This window comes from Paenibacillus sp. sgz302164 (genome assembly GCF_056120505.1).
This window is the reverse complement of sequence record NZ_JBVYOL010000009.1, coordinates 264862-288457: the sequence shown is the minus strand read 5'-3', so window position 1 is coordinate 288457 and position 23596 is coordinate 264862. Positions and strand designations below refer to the sequence as shown.

Sequence of the window (23596 nt, the reverse complement as noted above, 5' to 3'; positions counted from 1 at the left end):
CGCAGAGAGGAGGAACCATCTTTGGATAGACCGTTTGAATTAGATCTGATGGAGTATCCGTTCACTGATCGCTGGCTGCCTTACCGTGACGGTTACATCCATTACCTCGATGAAGGGAAGGGCCCGACGGTTCTTCTCCTACATGGGAACCCTACGTGGTCATATCTTTATCGGAACGTTATCAAAGAGCTTCGAGAAGAATTCCGTCTTATCGTTCCGGATTACCCCGGATTCGGTATGTCGAAGGCACCCAGCGGCTACCGCTTTACGCCACAAGAGCAATCGGAAGCCGTTCACGAACTGATTCGCCGTTTGAATCTAAAGGATTTTATATTAGTAGTTCAGGATTGGGGAGGTCCGATCGGCTTGAACTACGCAGTACGGCATCGAGACAATTTGCGCGGCATCGTCATCATGAATACGTGGGCCTGGCCTGCGGAAATTTTGCCGATGAAATTGTTCTCGCTCGCCATGGGGGGCTGGCCAATCGGGTATTGGCTTCAGACTAGGCTCAATTTTTTCGCCAAAGTCATTGTTCCTCACGGGATATATCATGCCGAAAAAGTCACGGATAGCTTGCGCAAAGCTTATACCGACCCGTTCCCGACCCCGAAATCCAGAATACCGACATGGATATTTCCCAGGCAGATCCGCAGGGCGCGAACATGGCTCGCCGACATTGAATCGAAATTGCCGAATTTGTCCGATTTGCCTGCGCAAATTTTGTGGGGAACGAAAGACAGTGCCGGCTTCCCGCTCGAACAGATGGCCAAATGGCAAACATATTTGCCAATGAACGAAACCGAAATCCTTGAAGATGCCTCACACTATGTGCAAGAGGATCGTCCGGATCGGGTAGCAGCATCAATCCGAAACATACGGAATAGAACATGAGGAGGAATATTATTATTATGAAAACTATTTTATGGGCAACTTTAACCGCTAACGGCAATTATGCGCAATCCGGCCCCGAGAACCCACCGAGAAAAGAAGCGTTGGACGACTTCGCGACACAGGCCAAAGCTGCAGGAAATTTCATTGTCGGGCGTCGTACTTTCGAAGCTATGCGCGGAAATGGCGGCGGGGGTCCCTTTGCCGAAATCGATATCGTCGTCGTTTCGCAGAACGCCTCAGAAATCCCGGGCGTAACGGTTGTAAGCTCGCCGCAGGCGGCCTTGGACTACCTGCAGCAAATCGGTCATCAAACCGCTCTCATTAGCGGCGGTGCGGATCTCCACAACTCGTTTCTAGGTCAAGGGCTTGTAGACGAAGTGATTTTCAATGTTGCGCCTGTATTGGAAGGTAAAGGGTTAAATCTTTTAATCGACAAAGATAACTACCAATATAGGCATGTGCAATTGCTAGACTGTAAACTCCTCGGCGGTGGAGTCGTTCAATTACGCTATTCAATTGATCGGTAAATGGCTTAAACCTTCATTAAACAAACCCATCAGTAATCACGCGCTGCATCGAACCAGCGTTGAGCCATCTCCTCTGGTATAGGCTGGCCGATCAGGTGGTCAGACCGGCTTAGTTGCCATACCGCTTCACCAAGGTCTTCACGTTCGGTAGTTTCGATGCCTTTGAGGGTATTGAAGCGTACGGTGAAGGCGGTAATGGCTGCCTCGGCATCGGCAAAGCTGCGGGCCTGGGCCAAGGCTGCCTGTGCAACGTCGTAAGCTTCGTTAGCCAGCTTGGCCAGACGTTTAGGCCAGGACGAGAACGGACGGCCAAACTCGGTCGTCCACCACTCAGGCTTTCGCAATTGACTCACTGAAGCATGACCGGTCCACGAGCGGGTACTAGCTCGTGCTTTCATTTGCTGCTTTAGGCGCTTGCCCGCGGTCTCTTCCACGTTGTAGGCGATAAAGCCTTCAAGCAGCGGCCACGCGCTCAAGGGCGGCAAGTCACCCAGATCGGGCATAAAGCGCAGCTCCAGATACGTTAACCGGGCATGATGGGCCAGCAAGTCCAAGTCGCAGAAGTTCCCCCACAAACTCAGGGAGCTAAGGTTTGGGAACCGGTTCAGACACTCCAGCGAGATAGGCTGTCCCAGCGGCGCGTTCCGGAGCGTCAGGCTCGTGACCTGGTGCAATTCACCCATGTCGGGCAGCAAGAAGGGGGCATCACTCTTGCGTCGGCCGGTGCTCGGCGCCAGTGTCAGAGAATATGGCAAATCGCCAGTTGCCGAGAAGCGTGATAGATCGCCGGCCACACTCAGGCGGAAATATTCAAAGACCTGCCGCTTCGGAAGCTTCAGGTGCAAACGGCTACCGGACTGGTCCAGTTCGATATACAAGCCATGCAAAATGGACTGGCCGGCGTCCGCCACCGTGTCTGCAGACAGGATCGGAACCCATGCCATTTCTTCAATGGGGCGTTTCTGCGCCCAGTCAAAAAAGCCCGCGTCGCTGCCCGTGTAGCGCAGAAATCGCGGCCAGGGCGAGCCGGCCGGCGTGGCAAAGGCATTGAATACGGTCCAATCGACTTGCGCATCAGGCGGGACGTGAAGGTCTGCCTTTTTGCCCAATTGCGACGGTCCAATGGAGAGGCTGCCCACACCGGGCTCAATGACAAGCGTGTGACTGCGAGAACCCGTCAGGTCGATAGGATAACGGCCATCTCCTCTAATAGTACCAACAGGAGGACAAGCCTGATTATTATTTGGCATTTCTATCATCCTTTCTTCATAGTCGTCTTGCAAGCTTGCCAAACACAAAACACCGCTTCGTTCGGTAAAGTGAGTGGGTCGAAGTCACACGCTACCACACAGAAGAGGTATCATCCATATGTTAGAACATCAATTTGACCTGAATCAACTGCCAAATGAACTAAAGTTCGCGTTCACGGGTCTCTTTTTTAAACAACAATAAAAACGTGATGATTCCCTACCTTGTGAAGGGATCAGCACGTTTTTTTGTACCTATGAGGTTCGGTTCGTCTCCAGGCTTCTCTGAATCCGCAAAAATGCAGCGCCGTTTAGTTGCTCAGTCAACAAAAATTTGTTGATCGCGCAACTAAATTGATTTATATTGTTTTTAGCGAATGGAGGATGGACGATGGCAAGGTTATCGGAAAAAGAGTTGACTGCTTGGCGGTTGTTTATTAAAACACATGCCAAAATCATAGAATGCATTGAGCGGGATTTGGCAGCACAGAAGAAAGTCCCGCTAACCACGTACGACGTTTTGATCGCTTTGTTTGAGGCACCCGATCGCAGGCTTCGCTTTTCAGCATTAAATCGGAAGGTGGTCTTGAGTAAAAGCGGCTTAACAAGGATGATCGACCGGCTGGAGCGCGAAGGATTGATTCAAAGAGAAAAAAGCGAAGAGGACCGACGGGGAGCATATGCTGTTCTCACGGATGAAGGGGAAAGACAGCTGCGGAAAGCTTGGCCTATATATGCAAGGGGGATCAAGCAGTATTTTGCGGACTCTTTATCCGATGAGGAAGTGGAGTTTCTGATACGTTCTTTTGGCTTGATCTATAAAGAGCTGCAATCTTCGCAGGAAAAGGAGGGAGATTAAAATGGGGGAAAGTGGTGCTGCAGTTGAAAGAGTAATGGTGGCTGAAGACCCGGCAACATTCGTTACTCGCCCCGTTTCATATATTCAGATTGAATTAGGAGGGATTCCGGGAGATCGTCATTATGGCTTGTTGCGTCCTGCGGATTCCAGGCAAAAAATTTATCCTCGCGGTGTACTGACTGCGAACAGACGTCAAATCAGCATCGTTTCGAAAGAGGAATGTGAACGCATCGCCAATCGGTTGGATCTCCCTGAGATAAAGCCGGAATGGCTGGGGGCCAACATTATCATTAGCGGATTTGAGAAGCTTACAGAACTGCAGCAAGGGGTTAGGTTGATTTTTCCGGATGGTACGGGATTGATTTGTGAAGGGGAAAACCTGCCCTGCATTGGACCCGGAAGGGTGATTGAACAAATGTATAATCAAAGCGGACTTAGTCAGAAATTTGTGCCTGCCGCTAAAAAGTTGAGAGGTATCGTTTGTTCCGTGGAAAGGGAAGGCCGGATTTCGGAAGGCGATACGATTGTATTTCTTTAACACGCTGAGCTCGACACAGCAAAAAGCCGTGGCCTAATGAAGCGCGTTTTCTCACGTTTCATTAGGCCACGGCTTTTTATTACCGGCAGGCAGTGCCGCCTACCGCTGTTTCGATAATTGAATGAGCACGATCCAGATTAGCACGAACCCGGCGATCTGCGCGGCGGTCACAGGCTGGTGGAACACCACCCAGTTGATCAGCAGGCCGACTGCGGGGAAAAACAGCTCCGCAAGCGTAGCGTAGGAAGCTTTGGTTCCGGCTAAGCCGCGGTAATATAGAAGCAGGCTGAGCAGGCCCGGGAGGAACGCTTGCAGCAGCAAGTTCCCCAGCACCGGCCCCCAGTCGCCCGCCTCGGCGAGCGGCTGGAGCCTGCTGCCATCCAGCGAAGTGATGGCGGCGAGCAGCGGCAGCGCGCACGCGAAGCGCAGCGCGGTGACGGTCTCGAACTGCATTTTGCCCAGCAGCAGTCGGCCCATCACCGTCGAGCCGCCCCATAAGGCGGCGGCGCCAATCGACAGCAGGCCGGCCGTTGCGGCCACGCCGGACAGGCTGGCAAGCGGGCTGGCCAAGCCGAAGGTCAGCAAATACGTGCCGGCCAGCGCCATGACCAGCAGCAGCGCAAACCGCGCCGGCAGCGACTCTTTCAAAATCATTCGCGCCATCAGAATGGCGAACAGCGGCTGCAGCTTTTGCAGCAGCAGCACTGCATTCGGATTGCCGTGGGCGAATGCCGAAGTAAACATAATGGTGGCGATCGCCGACCCGCCCCATGAAATGAACAGCAAGGCCAGCACATGGCTCGCCTTGAGGCCACGCAGTTCGCTGCGATGCAGCCATAAGACCGGCACAGCATAAAGCATAAGCAGCAAATGCTCGAAGAGCACAATCTGCGAGGAAGTAAAGTATTTCAGCAGCAGAATGCGGAACAGCGGGTCAATCCCCCATAGCGCCGCTCCCACAGCCACCAGCCATATGCCGCTGCGCGTGCTGCTGCCCGCATGTTCCAGCGTCACGGGCCGTCCAATCGTGATTCCTTTTTCCATCGTTCAAAACCTCCTGTGAAATATGCGAAGGAAAGTCAGGTCTGCCCTCGCAAGCTGAGAATTGGGTTTTGAATAGGACGCTTCGAAAGAAGAACACCCCGTTATCAAAAATCGATAACGGGGCATCTTAAAGAGGCTGGGACCTGATCATTTTTTTGCAAAAATGAACGGCGCCCTGCCTGCTTATAACCTTCTCCCATCCGGACTGTACCGTCGGCCTTGGAATTTCACCAAGTCAGTCGCTTGCTGCACTTGAAGCAATAAGCGAGTCGCGGGCTCAGGTTCAAACGGTGAACCTTTACCGCCGGTCGGGAATTTCACCCTGCCCCGAAGGTCCGTATTCTATTAGGTGGATTATACAACATAATGACTTAATCCGACAAGGGTCATCGGAAAAAAAGCTCCTCTGAAGCGAGGCAGTCCGAACTGCCGTCGCCGCAAATATCCGGATTTCCACGATTTCGCCGGCATGCTCCAAGTCCAGTATATCGTCCGGAATGCGGATTGAACACGGTACGGAGCGGTCAGTTACTGTTTGAAAAAGCCGTCTACTTCCGCATAGCCCGTCATATGTTCCTTAAGGACCGGCTCCAGCTCTTCAAAAAAGACCGGCTGCTTGCCCACCTCAAGGTTGTCCGTATCCAGCGCATAAACAACCAGTCTGTACAAATGGTCTCCTGAATACCGCGGAGGCTCCATGCCGTAGTAGCTGTTAAGCTCTTTCCCTTCTTTCAGAGAGCCCGCTGCCCCATCTTCCAGTTTTTGCACGGACGCCGGAATATTGAGCACGCTCCAGTGAATGAAATTGTCCGCAATCGGATGCAGATCATACACCACAACGGCAAAAGATTTCGTACCTGCCGGCACATGGCTCCAGCTTACCGGCAAGCTTATATTTTGCCCGCCCGTTACGCCTCCATGGGCATATTTGACCGGAATGTTCCCGTACTCCTGAAAAGCGTCCGTCTGCGCCTGCAGCCCGCCCGCTCCACGCTGAGCGGACACAGAAAGCGTACGGCTGCCGGATTCCCAATGCAGCGATACGTTTAGCGCCAAAGGAAGAATCCGCTCCGATACCATCATCGCGCCGTCCATGATGACCGCTTCGTGATCAAGCTCATAGCTCACTCCGTTTACGACCGCTTTCTTCTCCCCCAGCTGTATCGCGACGTCGGTGGAGCCGCCGGTAACATGAGCGGTTTGACCCGCTTCGTCCCATGAAACGCTCCAGCCGTTGGCTTCGAATACAGCTCGCAATGGCACCAGAATTTCCGTGTTGATCATCGCCCCCTGCACCGGAAGCGCCTTGTCTTCCAGTTTAATGGAAACCGGTGTATTCCACTGCAAGTAACTGCTGACATTGCTCATAACGTCTTTCTTGACCGCCGTTTCGGCATTTGCTTGAACAGGTGCAGCACACGCTGCCACCATAGCCCCGATCAGGATCATCCGTCTTGCTTGAAATGTCTTTCTCATTTTCCCCACTCCCATTCATCATTTTTTTGCGCCTATTCCGCTCCTTTTTGCGGTACAATAGCAAGGAACAGATAAAACGCCGTCGTTTTATAACTATTTTCATAACGTTCGTTTGAATTTATGTTACAAAAAATTATGGCCTATGTCAATAAGGGACGTGAGGTTAATTTTGCTATCCATCGAAAAACAGCTGCTCTACTTAATGTCGCGCGCGGATCGTCTGGAGGCGCAGGAATTCGTTCGCATTTATGAAAATCGCGGCTATTCGGCTCCCTACATCCGCAACAGCCTATCCCGGCTCAAAAAAGAAGGCTACGCCGTCACTCCGTCCCGCTCCAGTTATCAAATTACGGACACGGGGCGATCCATGGTCCAATTTATCAATCAAAAACCGCAGCTGTACCGAAAAAAATGGGATCAATGCTGGCACCTGGTCATGCTGGAAATCCCGGAAACGGAACGCAAAAAGCGGGATCAGTTCCGCTCCGACATTTTGCAAACCGGCTTCGGACTGCTGTATAACAGCGTCTATATTTCCCCATGGCCGTATAAAAGCGAAGTTGAACAGCTTATACAAAAATATGGCCTGAACGGGCAGGTTACCTTATTCCAGGGCTCTATGCAATACCGGACTCTTACCTCTGAAGACGCTATATCGATATGGCAGTTGGAGCCGGTGGCCGAGAAATACCGGGAGAAGCTGCAGTGGTTCTCATCGCAATTTGAACCGGTTATGCAGCAAGCATTGGACAAACGTTCGGAGCCTCTGGAGGTATTTATTTGCTATTTGCATATGGGCGAAGTCATCAGCGAATTGTATCTGGCCGACCCGATGCTGCCTGCTGAGCTTTTGCCTGAAGATTGGCAAGGTTACGCGATCCTTCAGTCTTTTCAAACTCATTTGGACAAACTTGCTAAAGCCGTATCGGCCGGCTCGGTGTACGCCCAATTCGTCAGGAGTTGAGGGTGGCGGGTGCCACCGCGGGCCGCGGGATCTGTCTGGTTTGCCAGGTCAGGCCTGCCAGCTCCCCCCTGCTCAGCCAAGATCGTCAAACTCGCAGGTTCCCCCCTCCCGCCGGCCTGCCGCATTTTGTTTTTTGCCGCAAGTTGGCTACAATGAAAGAGGTAGCTGAATTTAACAAAGGAGGATGTTCTCATGAACAGCTTTGTCTTTCATAATCCTACGACACTATATTTCGGACGCGACCAGTTGGAGCAATTGACGAAAGAGGTGCCAAAATACGGAAAAAACGTACTTCTCGTCTATGGCGGCGGAAGCATTAAGCAGAACGGCATTTATGACCGCGTGATCAAGCTGCTTGCCGAGGTTGGAGCTGCAGTCACCGAATTAAGCGGCGTAGAGCCGAATCCGCGGCTGACAACGGTACATAAAGGCGTGGAACTGTGCCGCAGCCATCAGATCGATTTGATTCTCGCCGTCGGCGGAGGCAGTGTCATCGATTGCGCCAAAGGAATCGCCGTCGGGGCGAAATACGAAGGCGATTTCTGGGATATCGTCACCCGCAAAGCCGCCGCGACAGGCGCGCTGCCGCTCGGCACCGTACTGACGATTGCCGCGACAGGCTCCGAGATGAACTCAGGTTCGGTCATCACCAACTGGGAGACGAAAGAGAAGCTCGGCTGGGGAAGCCCTTATTCGTTCCCGCAGTTCTCCATTCTCGATCCGGTACATACGCAATCCCTCCCGGCGAATCAAACCGTCTACGGCATGGTCGATATCATGTCGCACGTAATCGAGCAATATTTCCATCATGATGCCAATACTCCCGTCCAGGACGGATTTTGCGAGGCCATTTTGCGCACCGTCATTGAGACGGCGCCAAGGCTGTTGAAGGATCTGAACAGCTACGAGGACCGGTCGACGATTCTTTACTCCGGAACTATGGCGCTGAACGGAGTTTTGAGCATGGGCGTTCGCGGCGACTGGGCGACCCACAATCTGGAGCACGCCGTGTCCGCCGTGCACGATATCCCTCACGGGGGAGGGCTCGCGATTTTGTTCCCGAACTGGATGACTTATACGCTTGACGCCAATGTAGCGAAGTACAAACAGTTCGCGGAGCGCGTCTTTGGCGTAGATGCCGCCGGCAAAACCGACCGGCAAATAGCCGAAGAGGGCATCGCGGCGCTGCGGCAGTTCTTTAACTCGATCGGCGCGCCAAGCCGTCTGGCCGATTACGATATCGACGACTCGACGATCGAGCTCATGGCCGACAAAGCCATGGTGTACGGAGAGTTCGGCTATTTCAAGAAGTTGAACCGCGACGATGTGCTGAACATCTACCGCATGTCGCTGTAAAACGCAAAGGGCTATCCCATAAGCGGCTTTGGCTGCCGACGGGATAGTCCCTTTTTTTAAAGACCCATATTGTGCAAATCGGCAGCCTCTGGCATACATCTTCAATATCGTAATATAGTTGGATTAAATGATAGTTACCGTCCTTTACATATTTCCATTTTTTATTATAATTCAAAACAAAGGATGCACAGACTTGCGGGAAGCCGGTGATTTCGCCAGTATTCGTTCACCTCGCATTGCAACCGCTTACTTCAGGGCGCTTTGTTGCGAGACCTATTTCGGGAAGGGGGCTATTCATGAAAAAAACCAGGGTCAACCTGCTGGCCAAAATGCTGATTTCCTATATATTGGTGCTGATGTTTCCCGTCATCGTTATTTTGGTCTACTATTACCCGTATTCGACGGAAGTTGTGAAGCAAAAGGAAATGGACTGGAACGCCCATGTCACCGAGCAGGTCATGAATTCGATGGATATTTTCACCCGTTATGTGTACAACCTTCCGTCCGAACTGGTGAACAATAAGGAAATCAAGCTGTACCTGGCCGGGGACGACGATTACCAAAGAATTGTCATTGCGAATGAAATGCGGAAATACAATGCGACGGATGCGTTCATCGACAACACCTTTTTGTATGTCAAAAACATCGGTTTTCTGTTTGCCAAAACAGGCAGCGCCTACACCATTCGCGACTTCGAAAATCCCGGCGTCGGATATTACTACGAAAACTGGCCGCATCAAGCCATGTTCGAGGAACTGAACAATTTGACTGCACCGGCGGTCCGTCCGGCGGAAAACGTCATCGTACCCGGCAATAACCGGATGCGCATGCTGACGTTCTTATCGCCGCTGCCGTTAGGCGGTCTCAATTCCCCCGGTACGGTGCTCATCATGGTGAGAGAGGAAACGATTATCCGGCTGATGAAGTCGGTTTCCGAATCGTACAATGGCGATTTTTTTATTTTTGACCAAAAAGGAAACCGGCTGGTCGCTTCCAACGAGACCTCCTACACCGATTCGAGCGATTTCCGGAACCTGGTGTCCGGCTTGAGCGAAAACCGTTCAGGGTCGGGTATTTACCGGATCGACGGCAAATCTTTTATCGTCTCGCACGAAGTGTCGGATAAAAACGGCTGGAATTACGTCACTTTGGTGGCCGTATCCGAAACGCTGCAGGATATCCGAACGATTCAGCGCAATACGGTCATTCTTTTTATATTGATTTTATTGCTCGAAGTGATCGTCATTTATGTGTCCATCCGCAAAAACTATCATCCGATCAAAGGTTTGGTTCATTTCGCCAAAAACTTGTTTACGCCGAGAGAGCCGCGGACCATGAACGAATTCGATACGATCCGGTATGCGCTGGATCAGCTTTCCTCCGCCAACAGCAGGCTGGACGAGAGGGTGAAAAGCACGATGCCGGTTATGCGCGATAATTTGTTGTTCGAGCTGATTTGCGACCGTTACCCGTCATGGGAAGCGTTTCAAAAGGAGGCCGCTCCGTACGGAGTCGTCTTCGACTACGCTCATATTGCGGCTGCAGTCCTGTCCTGCGAAACGAGCGAAGGCGGCATCGAAGTGGCGGCGGAATATTGCCGGACGGAGGAGAACAAACTGCCTGAAGGGCTTCAGGGGTATTTTTTCAAAAGCATTTACAATCAAGAGATCGTCTTTGTTTGTTCCCACGACCCGTGCTTTCGTTTGAAGACGTATCTCAGCGGTTTTCAACAGCAGCTGCTTGAGGGAACCGGCATCCGCACGCTGATCGGAATCGGAACGCCGGGGCAGTCCCCGGGCGGGGCTCACCCGTCGTATTTGCAGGCTATCCGCGCCGCCGAGCATCTTCGGGTCCGGAACCAGTACTCGGTTCTTGTTTTTGACGAAATCGAGGTCCAGCAGACGAGCGCGGTCTCCTATTTTACGGAGCAGCTGCAGTCGCTTGAGCTGTTCATCTTAAAAAACGACGTCGCCGCAGTCGAATCGGTCATGGAGCGCATCGTCGCCTATATCGGGCAAGACGGGACGCCGCCGCATATGGTCAGGGCCGTTTATTTGAACACGGTCATCGTCATATTCAACGGATTGCACCGTTTTGGGCAGAGCGACCAGAGCCTGCTGCAATTGACCGGCGTCTCCCACCTTCATCGATATACGATCGAGCAGATGATCGGCATTATGCGTGAAAGCAGCCGCAAGCTTTGCGATCTCATTCGCAGCTCGCAGCCGCCGGCCCGTACGGCGTCGCAAACAGACATTCTGACTTTCATAGAAGGAAAAGGCATGTATCCCGATTTTTCGCTGCAGCTCATTGCCGACCATTTCAGCATGTCGATTTCCAACTTCAGCTATCATTTCAAGAAGACGATGGGGCAAAATTTCAAGGAATATATCGACCGGCTGCGCATTCAAAAATCCATCGCCTTGCTGCGGAGTACGGATGAAACGCTGGAGTTGATCGCGCAGCAGGTCGGCTATTCGAATACGTCGAGTTTTATTCGGTCCTTCAAAAAGATGGTCGGCATCACCCCCGGCCAGTACCGGGATTCCATCAAAAATCAGGAACCGGCTGAATTTACGGCCGACTCCTGAAGGTCCGGCCTCCGTTCCGGTCGTTTTGCCGCCCCGGTACTTCCTGCTTGCATCATCCCTCCTCCCGATTTGTTCATTTCCTCCTCACGGTGAGCCTCCGTTATCACTCTCGTCCTTCCGGTTCAAGCAGCGCTTATCGTCATAAGATCGCTGCTTTGAACACGATATCGCCTGCAAGCAGACTGAAAAGAAAGCAATACTTGTTGAAAAACTCCCACGCCAGAGCCGGCACAGCTGCTTCTCCCTTCTCCCCACCCCATGCCTCTCCTGGACGGGTTGCGCAGCTTAAATGGGGGGACAAGGCGGCTTGGCAGAAAAAAACCTGCGATAGTGCAGGTTTTCCCTTCGAAATCGGCCTATTTTGGCGAGAAGCCTGCGATTGCACAGGAATTTTTCGATTACAGAGGGTCCGAGCGCACGTCCGCGGTGAAAAGCCTGCACTTTGCAGGTTTTCTCCGCATTTCCAGGTAAATTTGCTTTGTTTCCAGCATGTGTGCAAGTTTCTCGTCAGTTTGTTGTAAAGGCGCAGTTTTTGAAAATATGCAGTTTTTGAAATCCGTCTGCAAGGCGCTTCTGCGTCGTTTTCTGGCTGCGATGTTAAGCGTTTTCAAAAAATGGGGATTCATCAAAAACTGATCGTTTACGCCTCCTCGAACGAAAGATTACAGTTAGATGGAATCGGCAAGGATTTGGTACACAACCAATACTTCAATGAGGGGATGATGGCAATGCGCAAAGCAGTTGTGCTCTCGCTTTTTATGGTTTCCGCCGTTGTAATGACGGGGTGCAGCGATTCCGGTTCTACTTCCGGGGGCGAAAGCGGGGGAAAAAGCGACTCCGGTTCGGGAAATGCAGGCGGCAGCGGCGCGAAGGTACAATTAACGGCCATAATGGTCAAGCACCCGCTTACCAGACCGCTGGCCGAAATGGAATGGCTGAAAAAGGCGCAAGAAGCGGCAGGCGTTGAAATCAAATGGCAGGAAATTACGGCGGACTGGGGGCAAAAGAAGGGCACCATGCTGGCCAGCGGCGACGTTCCGGACTTATTTGTCGGTCCCAATGTCATTACTGACGCCGATTTTGCGCAATTTCAGGGCTTGTTCCAGGATTTGTCCGATTTGGTTGGCAAAGACGCTCCGAACGTTCAAATGATGTTTAATGAAAAGCCCGAGACCAAAATCATCGCCACGCAGCCTGACGGGAAAATATACGGCTTACCCAGGTACCAGCGCTTTTGGCCCGCTTCCGCTACAAGACAATTTATCAATCAAAAGTGGTTGGACAATCTCGGTCTAAAAATGCCGACGACGTGGGATGAGTTATATAACGTGCTGGTGGCGTTCAAGCAAAAAGACGCGAACGGCAACGGCGATCCGAATGACGAGATTCCTATGGACTGGCCGGGCGGGATCGGCGGATATTTCAATCCTGCGGTCCTCTTGGGCAGCGAGGGCATTACTTTATCCGACGGAAGTCCCCAAGGATATTACGTGGAAGACGGGAAAGTGAAAAACTTCCTGATCGACGAACGTTTCAAAAACCTGGTCGTATTTTTGAACAAATGCTATGCTGCCGGGCTGATCAATCCCGAAGTGTTTACTCACGATTACACGAAATTCCAGTCGATTGCCCGTGGTACCGGGGATACGGCGAAAGTCGGCTTCACGTGGGGCTGGGTCGGATCGGACAGGTTCGGAGACCAGGTGGCTCCGCAGTATACATCGATGCCCCCGCTCAAGATGTCAGCCGATTCGACCTCCAAAATAACCTGGAGCTACGACTACAATTCCCTGAACTTCGGAAGCAACATGATTGTCATGTCGGCGAAAACGAAAAATAAAGACGCGGCGATGAAATTCATCAATCAGCTGTATGACCCTAAAGTCAGCATGCAGGTTTTGTTCGGTTCGTTAGGCCCGAATATTAAAGATAATGGAGATGGAAGCTATAGCGTCCTGCCGCCAACCGATCCGAAAATGGATCCCGGAACATGGAAATGGACGTCGACCATAGCGGATAACGGACCTTTGTACATTCCGGATTCCTTGAAATTGAATCTCGGCAAAGATATGAGCGAAGTGCTCACACAATCCGAATCGCTGAAGAGCGCTTTGAGTGTGAACACCAAGACGGATGTATTCCCGGCCATGTTTATCAAATATTCGACCGCGGACAATAACATCCTCAGCTTGAACAACACGAATCTCATGAATTTGGCCAATCCAAAATTTGCCCAGTGGGTTACGAAAGGCGGCATTGATGCCCAATGGGACGCTTATGTGAAAGAATGCCAAAAAGCCGGATTGCAGCAAAACATTGAAATTATGCAAAAATACTACGACAGCTTCATGAGCAAAAACAAATAAATCGCATCCATCCAAAAGGGAGAATGCCGTGATGAGCGCTCAAATACGCGAAGCCGACAAAATCGCTGCCGGTATCCGCTTAGCCAGAAAACCGACAATTGTAAGCACATTCAAACGCGACCATCAACTGTGGATCATGATTTTTCCGGCAATCGCCGTCATCCTGCTTTTTAATTACGTTCCGATGTACGGCATCCAGCTCGCTTTCCGGGACTACGATTTTTCCAAAGGGCTCACGGGAGGGGAATGGCGCGGACTTTACTATTTCAAGCAATTTATTAACAGCTATTTGTTTGCCGATTTAATGAAAAATACGTTTACCATCAGCTTGGCGTCGATTGTGCTCGGATTTCCCGCCCCGATTATTTTGGCGTTGATCCTGAATCAAATCAGAAGGAAAAAAGCGAAGCAAATTTTGCAAACGACGGTGTATTTGCCTCATTTTATTTCCACCATTGTACTGGTCGGAATGCTGAATGTCCTGCTATCGCCGGAAACCGGCATTGTCGGGTACTTGATGAAATCCGCCGGAATGAGCGATGTAAATTTGCTGGCCTCTACCAAAGCATTCATGCCGGTCTACGTGCTCTCCGATATTTGGCAGCATTGCGGGTGGAACAGCATTATTTATCTAGCTGCGTTGTCTACGATCGACCCCCAGCTGTACGATTCCGCCAAAATAGACGGGGCCGGCAGATGGCAAACGATCCGTTACGTGGATATACCGGCAATTGTGCCTACGATGATTATTTTGTTTATTCTCAGCATGGGGAATATACTCGGCACCGGCTTTGAAAAAATCTTTTTAATGCAAAATTCGTTAAACCTCCCGGTTTCCGAGGTCATCGCCACTTATGTATATAAGATCGGCATTGTGTCCAATCAATTCAGCTACTCGGCGGCAATAGGCTTGTTCAACACAGTCATCAATTTTATATTCCTGATTGCTGTGAACAGCATTTCAAAAAGATTTTCAAATATGAGCCTGTGGTAATCGGATGGCGGAGGAGGGAGCCGACTTGGGTTTATTAAGCAAGCATGGCAATGACATCGCATTCCGTCTTGTTTTGTTCGTGTTATGCGTCTCGATCTTTCTGATCATTGCCTACCCGTTGTACTTTATCGTTATTGCATCCGTTAGCGATTCCACCCTGGTGTCAACCGGCCAAGTCTTGTTTCTGCCGAAGGGCGTCAGCTTTTTCGGATACCAGGAAATTTTTAAAGACTCGAGAATTTGGGTCGGATATCGAAATACCATCGTTTACACATTGCTGGGCACTTTCGTAAATTTGCTGTTCACTTTACCGGCAGCCTACGTGCTCTCAAGGAAGGAATTCGCGGCCAGGCGCGTTTTAATGTTGATCTTCGTCATTACGTTGTTTTTTAACGGAGGCTTAATTCCGACTTACTTGTTGATAAAAGGACTGCACTTGACCAACACGATGTGGGTTTTCATTTTTCCTTTTGCCGTGAACGTGTTCAATCTCATTATTGCGCGAACGTTTTTTGAAACTTCCTTGCCATCGGAATTGTACGAAGCGGCGGCGATGGATGGTTGTTCTCACTTCAAGTTTTTTGCACAGGTGGCTCTGCCTTTGTCCAAAGCGCTTATATCGGTTATCGGCCTGTACTACTTGGTCGCGCACTGGAACGATTTTTTCACGGGTTTGATTTACATAAGAAATAACGAGCTGCAGCCGCTGCAAATCATTTTGAGAGATATCCTTCTGTCGAATCAGGTTTTTGCCAATGGCGCAGGCGTTGGCGGCGACGCGGGAGGCTACGCGCAAAGATATGCCGACCAAATCAAATACGGCGTGATCATCGTTTCAACGCTGCCGATCCTAGTCCTTTATCCTTTCATCCAAAAATACTTTGAAAAAGGCGTATTGATCGGCTCTATAAAAGGGTGAGCGTGCGTGCGGGGGGACCGGAAGGTTGCCCCTCGGGCGGGCGATTCGCGGGCCGGTCGCGGGGCCAGTCGAAGGGCCGTTCGACCGCCGCCATGCGTCGGCGACACAACACGCGCCCAGGACTCGCGAAGCGGCTTGCCAGCCTGGAAAACCTGCAAATGTGCAGGTTTTTGCCCGTTGAGGCGCCCGCGGTGGAATATTCCTGCAAATGTGCAGGCTTTCCGGCGAATACATAGGCTCAAACCCATTTTGAGCAAAAATTCCTGCACAATCGCAGGCTTTTCCCAAAAACGGGCCACTTCCGCGGAAAAAGCCTGTATTTTCGCAGGCTTTTCGGCTTGCCGAGCCGCTGCGCGGATGGCTGCGACCAAATCGAAGGGCCCTCAGACTGTTCACAGCCAAATTGAGGCTCCCTTCTGAGCACACAGCTCCCTCTCAACAGCCTGACTGCTGCAGTTTTCTGAGCGCACTAGTGGTGAGGCGGCAGTTCTAGCAGACGCGTAATCCGATGGACACTTTGACAACGCTCATACAGCCACGCTTGTACCAGCCGCTCCTTGGCACGAAACGACATTTTGCATTACCGCTACATAAGGAAGGCTTTGTGAGGAAAGCCCATTTGCAAATTTCGCATTGTGCCATATAATGAAATTAAGTTTCATCTAACAAAACAATCAAGGTGGTGCTTCTATGACCTGCGATTTTGTTGGAATCGACCATGTTCAATTAGCCGCGCCGGCAGGCTGCGAGGATGCGGCCCGGGATTTTTATCACGGCGCGCTGGGCATGTGTGAAATTCCCAAGCCCGACAAGCTGAAGGCCAGAGGCGGGGTCTGGTTTCAATGCGGCGCCCACCAGGTGCACATTGGCGTGCAGCAGGATTTCGCCCCCGCGCGAAAAGCGCACCCCGCTTTCGAAGTCCGCGGCCTGGCTGCGCTTCGGACTCGCCTGGAGTCGCGCGGCGTGAAGGTCCAGGACGACGATGCGCTCGAAGGCGCGGAGCGCATTTACATCGACGATCCGTTCGGGAACCGGATCGAGCTTCTGGAGTGGAGGAGATAGCGCGCGGCTATTGCGGCGGCCGAATGACCCGATACTCCCTCCACTCTTCAGGCAGCAGCCGCTGGTAAAGCGGCTGCAAATACCGGTCGTCCACGAGCAGCAGCGTGCCGCGGTCCGTCTCGGAGCGGATGAGCCTCCCGCCGGCCTGGAGCACTTTATTCATGCCGGGGTACACGTAGGCGTATTCGTAGCCGTTTTTGCCTGTCCGGTCCATGTAGTCTTTGATGATGTTCCGCTCCAGTCCAAGCTGCGGCAGGCCGACGCCTACGACGACAACGCCGGTCAGCCGGTCGCCGACCAAATCGACGCCTTCGGAAAAAACGCCGCCCATTACGGCAAACCCGATCAATGTTCCCGGATTTCCCGCCTGAAAAGCTGCGAGAAAACTTTCCCGCTCCTCTTCGCTCATCGACGGCTGCTGCACCATCGTCTTCACCTGCAAGCCGGCTCCATCGCCATCCGCGGCAAACATTTCATACACACTGTTCATGTACTCATAAGAAGGAAAAAACACCAGGTAGTTGCCGGGCCTATCCTCGGCTAACTGCCGCAGCGTACGCGCGATCGGTTCGCGGCTCCGCTCCCGGTCCTGATAGCGCGTGGACTGCGGCTGGATGAGCACGTCAAGCTGCTCCTTGGCGAACGGAGACGGCACCGATACCGAGTAGTCGTCCTCCCCGCCGCCCAGCAAGTCCATGAAGTAGGACAGCGGAGACAGCGTCGCCGAGAAAAACACGTGCGACCGGTACCCCTTGCCCATCTGCCGCAGCAGATGCGACGGGTCCAGGCAGAACAGCCGCACGCTCACCTCGCTTTTGGCGCATTCCGTGTACGCCACATAGCGCTCGTCGCACAGCTTGGCGATGCGGACGAAGTTCTGCGCGCCAAAATAGGTGTCAAGCAGCAGCGCAGGCGCCTGCCCCGGACGCGCGCCCGCCAGTTCCTTTTCCGCCGCCTCGGCAAAAGCTTCCGCCAGCGCAACAAGCGCTTCCGGCAAATGCTCTTCTACGCGGCTGGCCCGCTCGCCGACCTGCTTGCGCACGGCGATCAGGAAATCGTTGACGGCTTTCGCAGCCGCGTACACGGCCGCATTGACGCCTTTGAACTCCCGCTGCACGCCGAGAAAATCCGATTTGTTCAGCGCAGCCGAATACATCTCCCTCGCCCGGTCCACCATGTTGTGCGCCTCATCGATCAGCAGCACGGTCTGCTTTTTCAGCTCCTCGAACATCCGCTTCAAATTCACCCGCGGATCGAACACATAATTATAGTCGCAAATAACCGCATCCGCCGCATAAGCGGCATCCAGCGAAAACTCGAACGGGCATACCCGGTGCTTGCGCGCGTACTGCTCGAACATCTGGCGGCCGACCAAAGTTTCGTTGGCCCATAAATCCAGCACCGCCTCGTTAATCCGGTCGTAATAGCCGTCCGCATACTCGCAATGCTCCTTCGAGCAGCGCACTTCCTCCTGGAAGCAAACCTTCTCCTTCGCCGTAATCGTCACGGCCTGAAGCTCCAGCCCTTTCTCCCGCATAATCGCAAAAGCTTCCTCAGCCGCCGTTCGCGTCAGCGTCTTGGCCGTCAAATAAAAAATGCGCTGCAGCAAGCCTTCCCCGATCGCTTTGACGGAAGGAAAAATCGTCGAGATCGTCTTGCCCGTCCCGGTAGGCGCCTTGGCAAACAACTTATGTCCGTTCGCTATCGTTTGGTACACGGCACCGGCCAACTTGCGCTGCCCTTCGCGGTACGTCTCAAACGGAAACGCGAGCTCCTTGATGCTGCGGTTTCTATTCCGTTCATGCCGCGCCTTCGCCTCCGCGTAAGGATAATACCGCGCCACCACATCGAGAACGAACTGTTCGAGTTCTTCCAGCGCAGCCTCCACGGCGAACTGCCTCTTGGCTTCCGAGCCGATCTGAACATACGTCAACTGCACGCGCATTCGGCTTAACCCGTGCTCCCTGGCGTACATATAGGCATAAAATTTGGCCTGCGCCCAATGCACGGGATACCCCTCCGACTCCATCAGCCCGATATCGCCGGAAGTCGATTTGATCTCGTCCACGGTGACCGTCTCCCCGTCAAAAAGCAGCCCGTCGCAGCGCCCGTCCACGACAAAGACAAGATTTTCAAAAGCAATCTCGGCCGACACGTAGACTTCCCGCCGGTCTTGTTCGCCGTACGTTTGCTGTATGGTTTGGTGCGCCTTCGTACCCTCGGTCAAAGCGGCGCTCGTCCGGAATCCGGAGTCTATGCTCCCGCTGCGAAACGCGTATTCGACCATGGAACGTACGGAAATTTTGACCTTATCCGGCATGTGCGTTTTGCTCCGTTTCAGAAGAACATTTGTTCCTTATTGTAGCATAGCCGGACTCATTTTGCCCATCGCGCTCTGATAGGAAATTTGGAATTTTGTGTATTTACATATTGACAATAAAATCCAGGCGCTCTAAGCTATTTATTAGCCGACTAATTAATAAGGAGACCCGTTCCATGGATCGTTCCAATTCCATCATTCATTTGATGTCCCATGCCGTTAAAATGCACCGGCACACGGTCGATCAGATGATTCACGAACACGATGTATACTCCGGCCAGCCTCCGCTGCTCATCCGCCTATCCGAACAGGACGGCCAAAGTCAAAGCGATCTGGCTTCGAGCATGCGCATTACGCCGGCGACGCTGACCGTCATGGTGGACCGCATGGAGAAAACCGCCCTTGTCGAGCGCAGACCCGATCCGAATGACCAGCGGGTATCCCGCGTCTATTTGACGGACAAAGGACGCCGGGCGACGGAAGCCGTCATAGCTGCGATTCAGGCTGTCGATGAAAAGTGCTTCGAGCGGTTTTTGCCCGAGGAAAAACTGCTGCTCCGCCGCCTGCTGCTGCAAATGCACGACAACTTGCACAAATCCGACTGAACAATTAATTAGCCGACGAACAAAACGAGGTGATGTTTATGTGGAAGCTGCGTTCTTATATTAAGCCCTACTGGGCTGCGGCACTGCTCGCTCCTCTGCTCATGATCGTGGAGGTATGGATGGACTTGACCCAACCGCGGCTGATGGCGGCCATCGTCAATGACGGCGTGAGCAAGGGTGATCTTCATCTGGTCTGGACGACCGGACTTCAGATGTTCGGCATCGCTTTGATCGGGCTGCTCGGAGGCGTGGGCTGCACCTTCTTTTCAAGCCGGGCGTCGCAAAACTTCGGCGCAGACTTGCGCATGAGCCTGTATGCGAAAGTACAGTCGCTTTCTTTTCGCCAGCTCGACAAGTTTCAAACCGGATCGCTCATCACCCGCCTGACCGGGGACGTCGTACAGATGCTGGGGCTGCTGCAAGTACTGCTTCGCCAGTTCGTGCGGGAGTTCTCCCTGGTGATAGGCAGCACGATCATGGCGGTTATCGTAAGCCCGCGGCTGTCGCTGATTTTGGCCTTCGTCATCCCCGTGCAATTCGTGATCCTGCTCGTGCTGATGCGGCGCTCGACACCGCTGTTCAAGGCTATGCAGCAGAGACTGGATAAAGTCAATACGGTTCTGCAGGAAAATACTACGGGCATGCGCGTGATCAAAGCTTTTGTCCGCGACGCCTTCGAGCGGGCCCGGTTCGGCAAAGCCAACAACGACTATTTGGACCGGGGGCTGAGAGCGGCGCGCATCGTCGCCTCGACTCCGCCGTTAATGACGTTGATTTTGAACGTCAGTGTCGTCGGCGTCATTTGGTACGGAGCCGGGCAAACTTGGAGCGGCGCGATGGCGATCGGGGATTTGGCCGCTTTTCTGATTTATATGACTCAGGTGCTGTTCTCCCTAGTATCGATCAGCAACACGCTGATGACCGTCTCCCGGGCAAAAGTGTCCGCCGACCGCATCCGCGAGGTGCTGGATACGGAACCGGATATGCACGAGTCCGCGGCTGACGGCGGCGAAAAGCACAACAGCGCCGAGTCGGGCGCCGTAGACGCCAAACCGTCGGGTCGGATCGTTTTCGACCATGTCTCATTCGCCTATGGGTCGAATCCCGACAAGTTGGTGCTGGAGCAGATCAGCTTCACCGCCGAGCCGGGCCAGACCGTCGGCATTCTCGGAGCCACCGGCTCGGGCAAATCGACCCTCGTCAGCCTGATTCCGCGGCTGTATGATGTCACGTCGGGCCGCATTCTCATCGACGGCGCCGATGTCCGCGACATGCCCGTGGAGCGCCTCCGCAGCAAGATCGCCATGGTGCTGCAGCAGTCGATTCTTTTCAGCGGCACGATCCGCGACAACATTCGCTTCGGCAAGCCTGAAGCGGCCGAGCCGGAGGTGGAAGCCGCAGCCAGAGCCGCCGAAGCGCACGAGTTCATCCGCAAGCTGCCGGACGGCTACGACGCCAAGCTCGGACAGCGCGGCGTGAACTTGTCCGGCGGCCAGAAGCAGCGCATCTCCATCGCCCGCGCGCTGCTGATGAGGCCCCCTATTCTGGTGCTCGACGACAGCACAAGCGCGATCGATCTCACTACCGAGAAGCGCATCCAGCGCTCGCTGCAGGCTCTGATGAAGCAAAGCACATGCATCGTCATCGCCCAGCGCATTTCGTCGGTCATGCATGCGGACCAGATCATCGTGTTCGAGCAGGGCCGCGTCGCGGCTGCGGGCACACATCATGAGCTGCTGGCAAGCAGTCCGGTGTACCAGGACATCTACCGCTCGCAGCAAGGAAAGGAGGCCGCCATGCATGGCTAACGGCAGGAATGGCAAGAATGGCAGGAACGGCAACCCGGACAAGCCGCCAAAAGCGCGGGCACAAAACGCCGAGGCCGCAATCCGCAGATTGTGGCAGTACTTGAAGCGCCAGCGCGCCAGTCTCATCACGGTTTTTATCGTGACAGTACTGAGCAGCGGCCTGGGGCTGTTAGGCCCCTATTTTATCGGACGGGCAATCGACCGCTACATCATTCCACGGGACTATGACGGCTTGCTGGGGCTCTGCCTCCTGCTGCTCGCCATATATGCCTGCAGCGGCATGATGTCGTGGGTTCAAGCCTTCGCCATGGCCGGAGTATCCCAACGCACCGTATGGGAATTGCGCCAGGATTTGTTCGCGCATTTGCAAAAGCTGCCGATCCGGTTCTTCGACCAGACGACGCATGGCGAGCTGATGAGCCGCACGACCAACGACGTGGAGAACGTGTCCACCGCGCTCAGCCAAAACCTGACGCAAGTCATCACAAGCGTCATCACCATCATCGGCTCTTTTGCCATGATGCTCGCGCTAAACCCGTGGCTGACCCTGCTCAGCCTGGTTACTGTGCCGATAGCCTTGTACACGACGAAACAAATCACGAAGCGCACGCAAAAGCTGTTCAAGGAACAACAGCAAAAACTCGGGGAATTGAACGGTTTGATCGAGGAAACTATCTCCGGGCAAAAGGTCGTCAAAACGTTCCGGCGCGAAGCCGCCTCCATCCGCCAGCTGGAGGAAATTAACGCCAAGCTCAAAAAAGCGGGCACCGCCGCCCAGACTTTGTCCGGCTTGATGGGCCCGCGCATGAACTTGATCAACCATTGCGCTTTTATTTTGCTGGCTGCCGTCGGGGGCTGGATGGCGCTGAAAGGCTGGACGACGATCGGCATCGTGGTTAGCTTTCTCAATTATTCCAGGCAGTTCAGCAGACCTGTCAACGATCTGGCCAACCAGTACAATATGATTCAGTCCGGCATAGCCGGCGCGGAGCGCGTCTTTGAAGTTATTGACACGGAGACGGAATACGAAGCCGGATCCGGCAGCATGAAGCTCGCCCGCTTGGAGGGCGAAGTCGTTTTCGAGGACGTCTTTTTCGGCTACAAAAAGGAGCTGCCGACTTTGAACGGCATCTCGCTAACGGCGAAGCCGGGCGATACGATCGCGCTCGTCGGGCCGACCGGCGCCGGCAAAACGACGATCATCAATCTGCTGACCCGCTTCTACGAGATTGATCAGGGTTCGATCCGCATCGACGGCCATGACATCCGCCAGTTGGACAAAAACAACCTGCGCAGCCAGCTCGGCATCGTGCTGCAGGACGTGTACCTTTTCTCGGATTCGATCCGAGAAAATATCCGCTTCGGCCGTCTGGACGCGACGGACGAAGAAGTCGAGGCCGCCGCGCGCCAGGCGAACGCGGACGGCTTTATCCGCAAGCTGCCGCAGGGCTATGACTTCAGGCTGACCGCCGAAGGCGGCAACCTGAGTCAAGGCCAGCGGCAGCTGCTCACGATCGCGCGGGCGATTCTCGCCAACCCCGCGATCCTCGTCCTCGACGAAGCGACCAGCAGCGTCGATACGCGCACGGAGATGGCCATCCAGGAAGCGATGGCCCATCTGATGCAGGGGCGCACGAGCTTCGTGATCGCCCACCGCCTGAGCACGATCCGCGACGCGAGTGCTATCCTGGTCATCCGCGGCGGCGAAATCGTCGAGCGCGGCACCCACGAGGAGCTCCTGGAGCTCCGGGGCCACTACTACGAACTGTACGCGAACCAGTTCCAGCAGGTTGGATAAGGCGGCCACGTGCCGCCGCCCACCCGGGCGCTTTTGCCCGCCATCGCCCCGCTGTCCCCGCCAGTATCTCCTCCCGGTTTCTCCCGCCCCGTATCTCCTCCCGGGTTCTCCCGCCCCGTATCTCCTCCCGGGTTCTCCGACCAGTATCTCCTCCCGGCTTCTCCGACCGGCATCTCCTCCCGGGTTCTCCGACCAGCATCTCCTCCCGGGTTCTCCGACCACTGTCTC

General features: G+C 53.6%; 19 protein-coding genes and 1 riboswitch. Of the genes, 14 read left to right on the top strand and 5 right to left on the bottom strand.

The window, feature by feature from the left end; genetic code table 11:
• Positions 1–21: 21 nt before the first annotated feature.
• The gene (locus tag AC0LWT_RS17375; RefSeq protein ID WP_474682510.1) at positions 22–894 is read left to right on the top strand and encodes an alpha/beta fold hydrolase; all 873 of its coding nucleotides are present in this window, start codon (positions 22–24) and stop codon (positions 892–894) included.
• A gap of 17 nt (positions 895–911) precedes the next feature.
• Positions 912–1421 (top strand): dihydrofolate reductase family protein, encoded by a 510-nt coding sequence (locus AC0LWT_RS17370; RefSeq protein ID WP_474682509.1) that lies wholly within the window; start codon positions 912–914, stop codon positions 1419–1421.
• Positions 1422–1450: 29 nt separating this feature from the next.
• Here AC0LWT_RS17370 and AC0LWT_RS17365 read toward each other — a convergent pair whose 3' ends face one another.
• Positions 1451–2671 carry a hypothetical protein gene (locus AC0LWT_RS17365; RefSeq protein ID WP_474682561.1) on the bottom strand — a complete coding sequence of 407 codons (1221 nt, stop codon included), beginning with the start codon at positions 2669–2671 and terminating at the stop codon, positions 1451–1453.
• A gap of 388 nt (positions 2672–3059) precedes the next feature.
• On the opposite strand from AC0LWT_RS17365, the gene AC0LWT_RS17360 reads away from it, so the two are divergent.
• Positions 3060–3527, top strand: a complete 468-nt coding sequence (locus AC0LWT_RS17360; protein ID WP_474682508.1) for a MarR family winged helix-turn-helix transcriptional regulator — start codon at positions 3060–3062, stop codon at positions 3525–3527.
• A 1-nt stretch (position 3528) separates the two neighbouring features.
• Positions 3529–4065, top strand: a complete 537-nt coding sequence (locus AC0LWT_RS17355) for an MOSC domain-containing protein (protein ID WP_474682507.1) — start codon at positions 3529–3531, stop codon at positions 4063–4065.
• A gap of 99 nt (positions 4066–4164) precedes the next feature.
• On the opposite strand, the gene AC0LWT_RS17350 is transcribed toward AC0LWT_RS17355, so the two are convergent.
• Positions 4165–5109 carry a DMT family transporter gene (locus tag AC0LWT_RS17350; protein ID WP_474682506.1) on the bottom strand — a complete coding sequence of 315 codons (945 nt, stop codon included), beginning with the start codon at positions 5107–5109 and terminating at the stop codon, positions 4165–4167.
• Positions 5110–5293: 184 nt separating this feature from the next.
• A riboswitch (FMN riboswitch) is annotated at positions 5294–5448 on the bottom strand.
• Positions 5449–5637: 189 nt separating this feature from the next.
• Positions 5638–6585 carry a YbhB/YbcL family Raf kinase inhibitor-like protein gene (locus tag AC0LWT_RS17345; RefSeq protein ID WP_474682505.1) on the bottom strand — a complete coding sequence of 316 codons (948 nt, stop codon included), beginning with the start codon at positions 6583–6585 and terminating at the stop codon, positions 5638–5640.
• Between the two features lie 169 nt (positions 6586–6754).
• Here AC0LWT_RS17345 and AC0LWT_RS17340 point away from each other — a divergent pair, with 169 nt between their 5' ends.
• The 7 genes from AC0LWT_RS17340 to AC0LWT_RS17310 all read left to right on the top strand — a co-directional run bounded on the left by AC0LWT_RS17340 (position 6755) and on the right by AC0LWT_RS17310 (position 16837).
• On the top strand, positions 6755–7549 hold the full coding sequence (locus tag AC0LWT_RS17340) for a PaaX family transcriptional regulator C-terminal domain-containing protein (protein WP_474682504.1): 795 nt from the start codon (positions 6755–6757) through the stop codon (positions 7547–7549).
• A gap of 192 nt (positions 7550–7741) precedes the next feature.
• Positions 7742–8905, top strand: a complete 1164-nt coding sequence (locus AC0LWT_RS17335; protein WP_474682503.1) for an iron-containing alcohol dehydrogenase — start codon at positions 7742–7744, stop codon at positions 8903–8905.
• 296 nt (positions 8906–9201) lie between these two features.
• Positions 9202–11496 (top strand): helix-turn-helix domain-containing protein, encoded by a 2295-nt coding sequence (locus tag AC0LWT_RS17330; RefSeq protein ID WP_474682502.1) that lies wholly within the window; start codon positions 9202–9204, stop codon positions 11494–11496.
• A 722-nt stretch (positions 11497–12218) separates the two neighbouring features.
• The gene (locus AC0LWT_RS17325; RefSeq protein WP_474682560.1) at positions 12219–13862 is read left to right on the top strand and encodes an ABC transporter substrate-binding protein; all 1644 of its coding nucleotides are present in this window, start codon (positions 12219–12221) and stop codon (positions 13860–13862) included.
• Between the two features lie 136 nt (positions 13863–13998).
• Positions 13999–14856, top strand: coding sequence for an ABC transporter permease (locus tag AC0LWT_RS17320; RefSeq protein ID WP_474682559.1), 858 nt, complete (start codon positions 13999–14001; stop codon positions 14854–14856).
• A 25-nt stretch (positions 14857–14881) separates the two neighbouring features.
• On the top strand, positions 14882–15775 hold the full coding sequence (locus AC0LWT_RS17315) for a carbohydrate ABC transporter permease (RefSeq protein WP_474682501.1): 894 nt from the start codon (positions 14882–14884) through the stop codon (positions 15773–15775).
• Positions 15776–16465: 690 nt separating this feature from the next.
• The gene (locus AC0LWT_RS17310) at positions 16466–16837 is read left to right on the top strand and encodes a VOC family protein (RefSeq protein ID WP_474682500.1); all 372 of its coding nucleotides are present in this window, start codon (positions 16466–16468) and stop codon (positions 16835–16837) included.
• Between the two features lie 7 nt (positions 16838–16844).
• On the opposite strand, the gene AC0LWT_RS17305 is transcribed toward AC0LWT_RS17310, so the two are convergent.
• Positions 16845–19157, bottom strand: coding sequence for a helicase C-terminal domain-containing protein (locus tag AC0LWT_RS17305; protein WP_474682499.1), 2313 nt, complete (start codon positions 19155–19157; stop codon positions 16845–16847).
• A 176-nt stretch (positions 19158–19333) separates the two neighbouring features.
• On the opposite strand from AC0LWT_RS17305, the gene AC0LWT_RS17300 reads away from it, so the two are divergent.
• From AC0LWT_RS17300 to AC0LWT_RS17290, 3 genes are read left to right on the top strand one after another with little or no spacing between them, the layout of a single operon-like run.
• Entirely contained in the window at positions 19334–19762 is a 429-nt protein-coding gene (locus AC0LWT_RS17300; protein ID WP_474682498.1) for a MarR family winged helix-turn-helix transcriptional regulator, read from the top strand.
• Positions 19763–19800: 38 nt separating this feature from the next.
• Positions 19801–21570, top strand: a complete 1770-nt coding sequence (locus tag AC0LWT_RS17295) for an ABC transporter ATP-binding protein (protein WP_474682497.1) — start codon at positions 19801–19803, stop codon at positions 21568–21570.
• Positions 21563–23368 (top strand): ABC transporter ATP-binding protein, encoded by a 1806-nt coding sequence (locus AC0LWT_RS17290; protein ID WP_474682496.1) that lies wholly within the window; start codon positions 21563–21565, stop codon positions 23366–23368. The genes AC0LWT_RS17295 and AC0LWT_RS17290 overlap by 8 nt, the downstream gene beginning before the upstream one ends.
• Here AC0LWT_RS17290 and AC0LWT_RS17285 read toward each other — a convergent pair.
• Positions 23329–23541 (bottom strand): hypothetical protein, encoded by a 213-nt coding sequence (locus tag AC0LWT_RS17285; RefSeq protein ID WP_474682495.1) that lies wholly within the window; start codon positions 23539–23541, stop codon positions 23329–23331. The genes AC0LWT_RS17290 and AC0LWT_RS17285 overlap by 40 nt on opposite strands.
• Positions 23542–23596 lie beyond the last annotated feature (55 nt).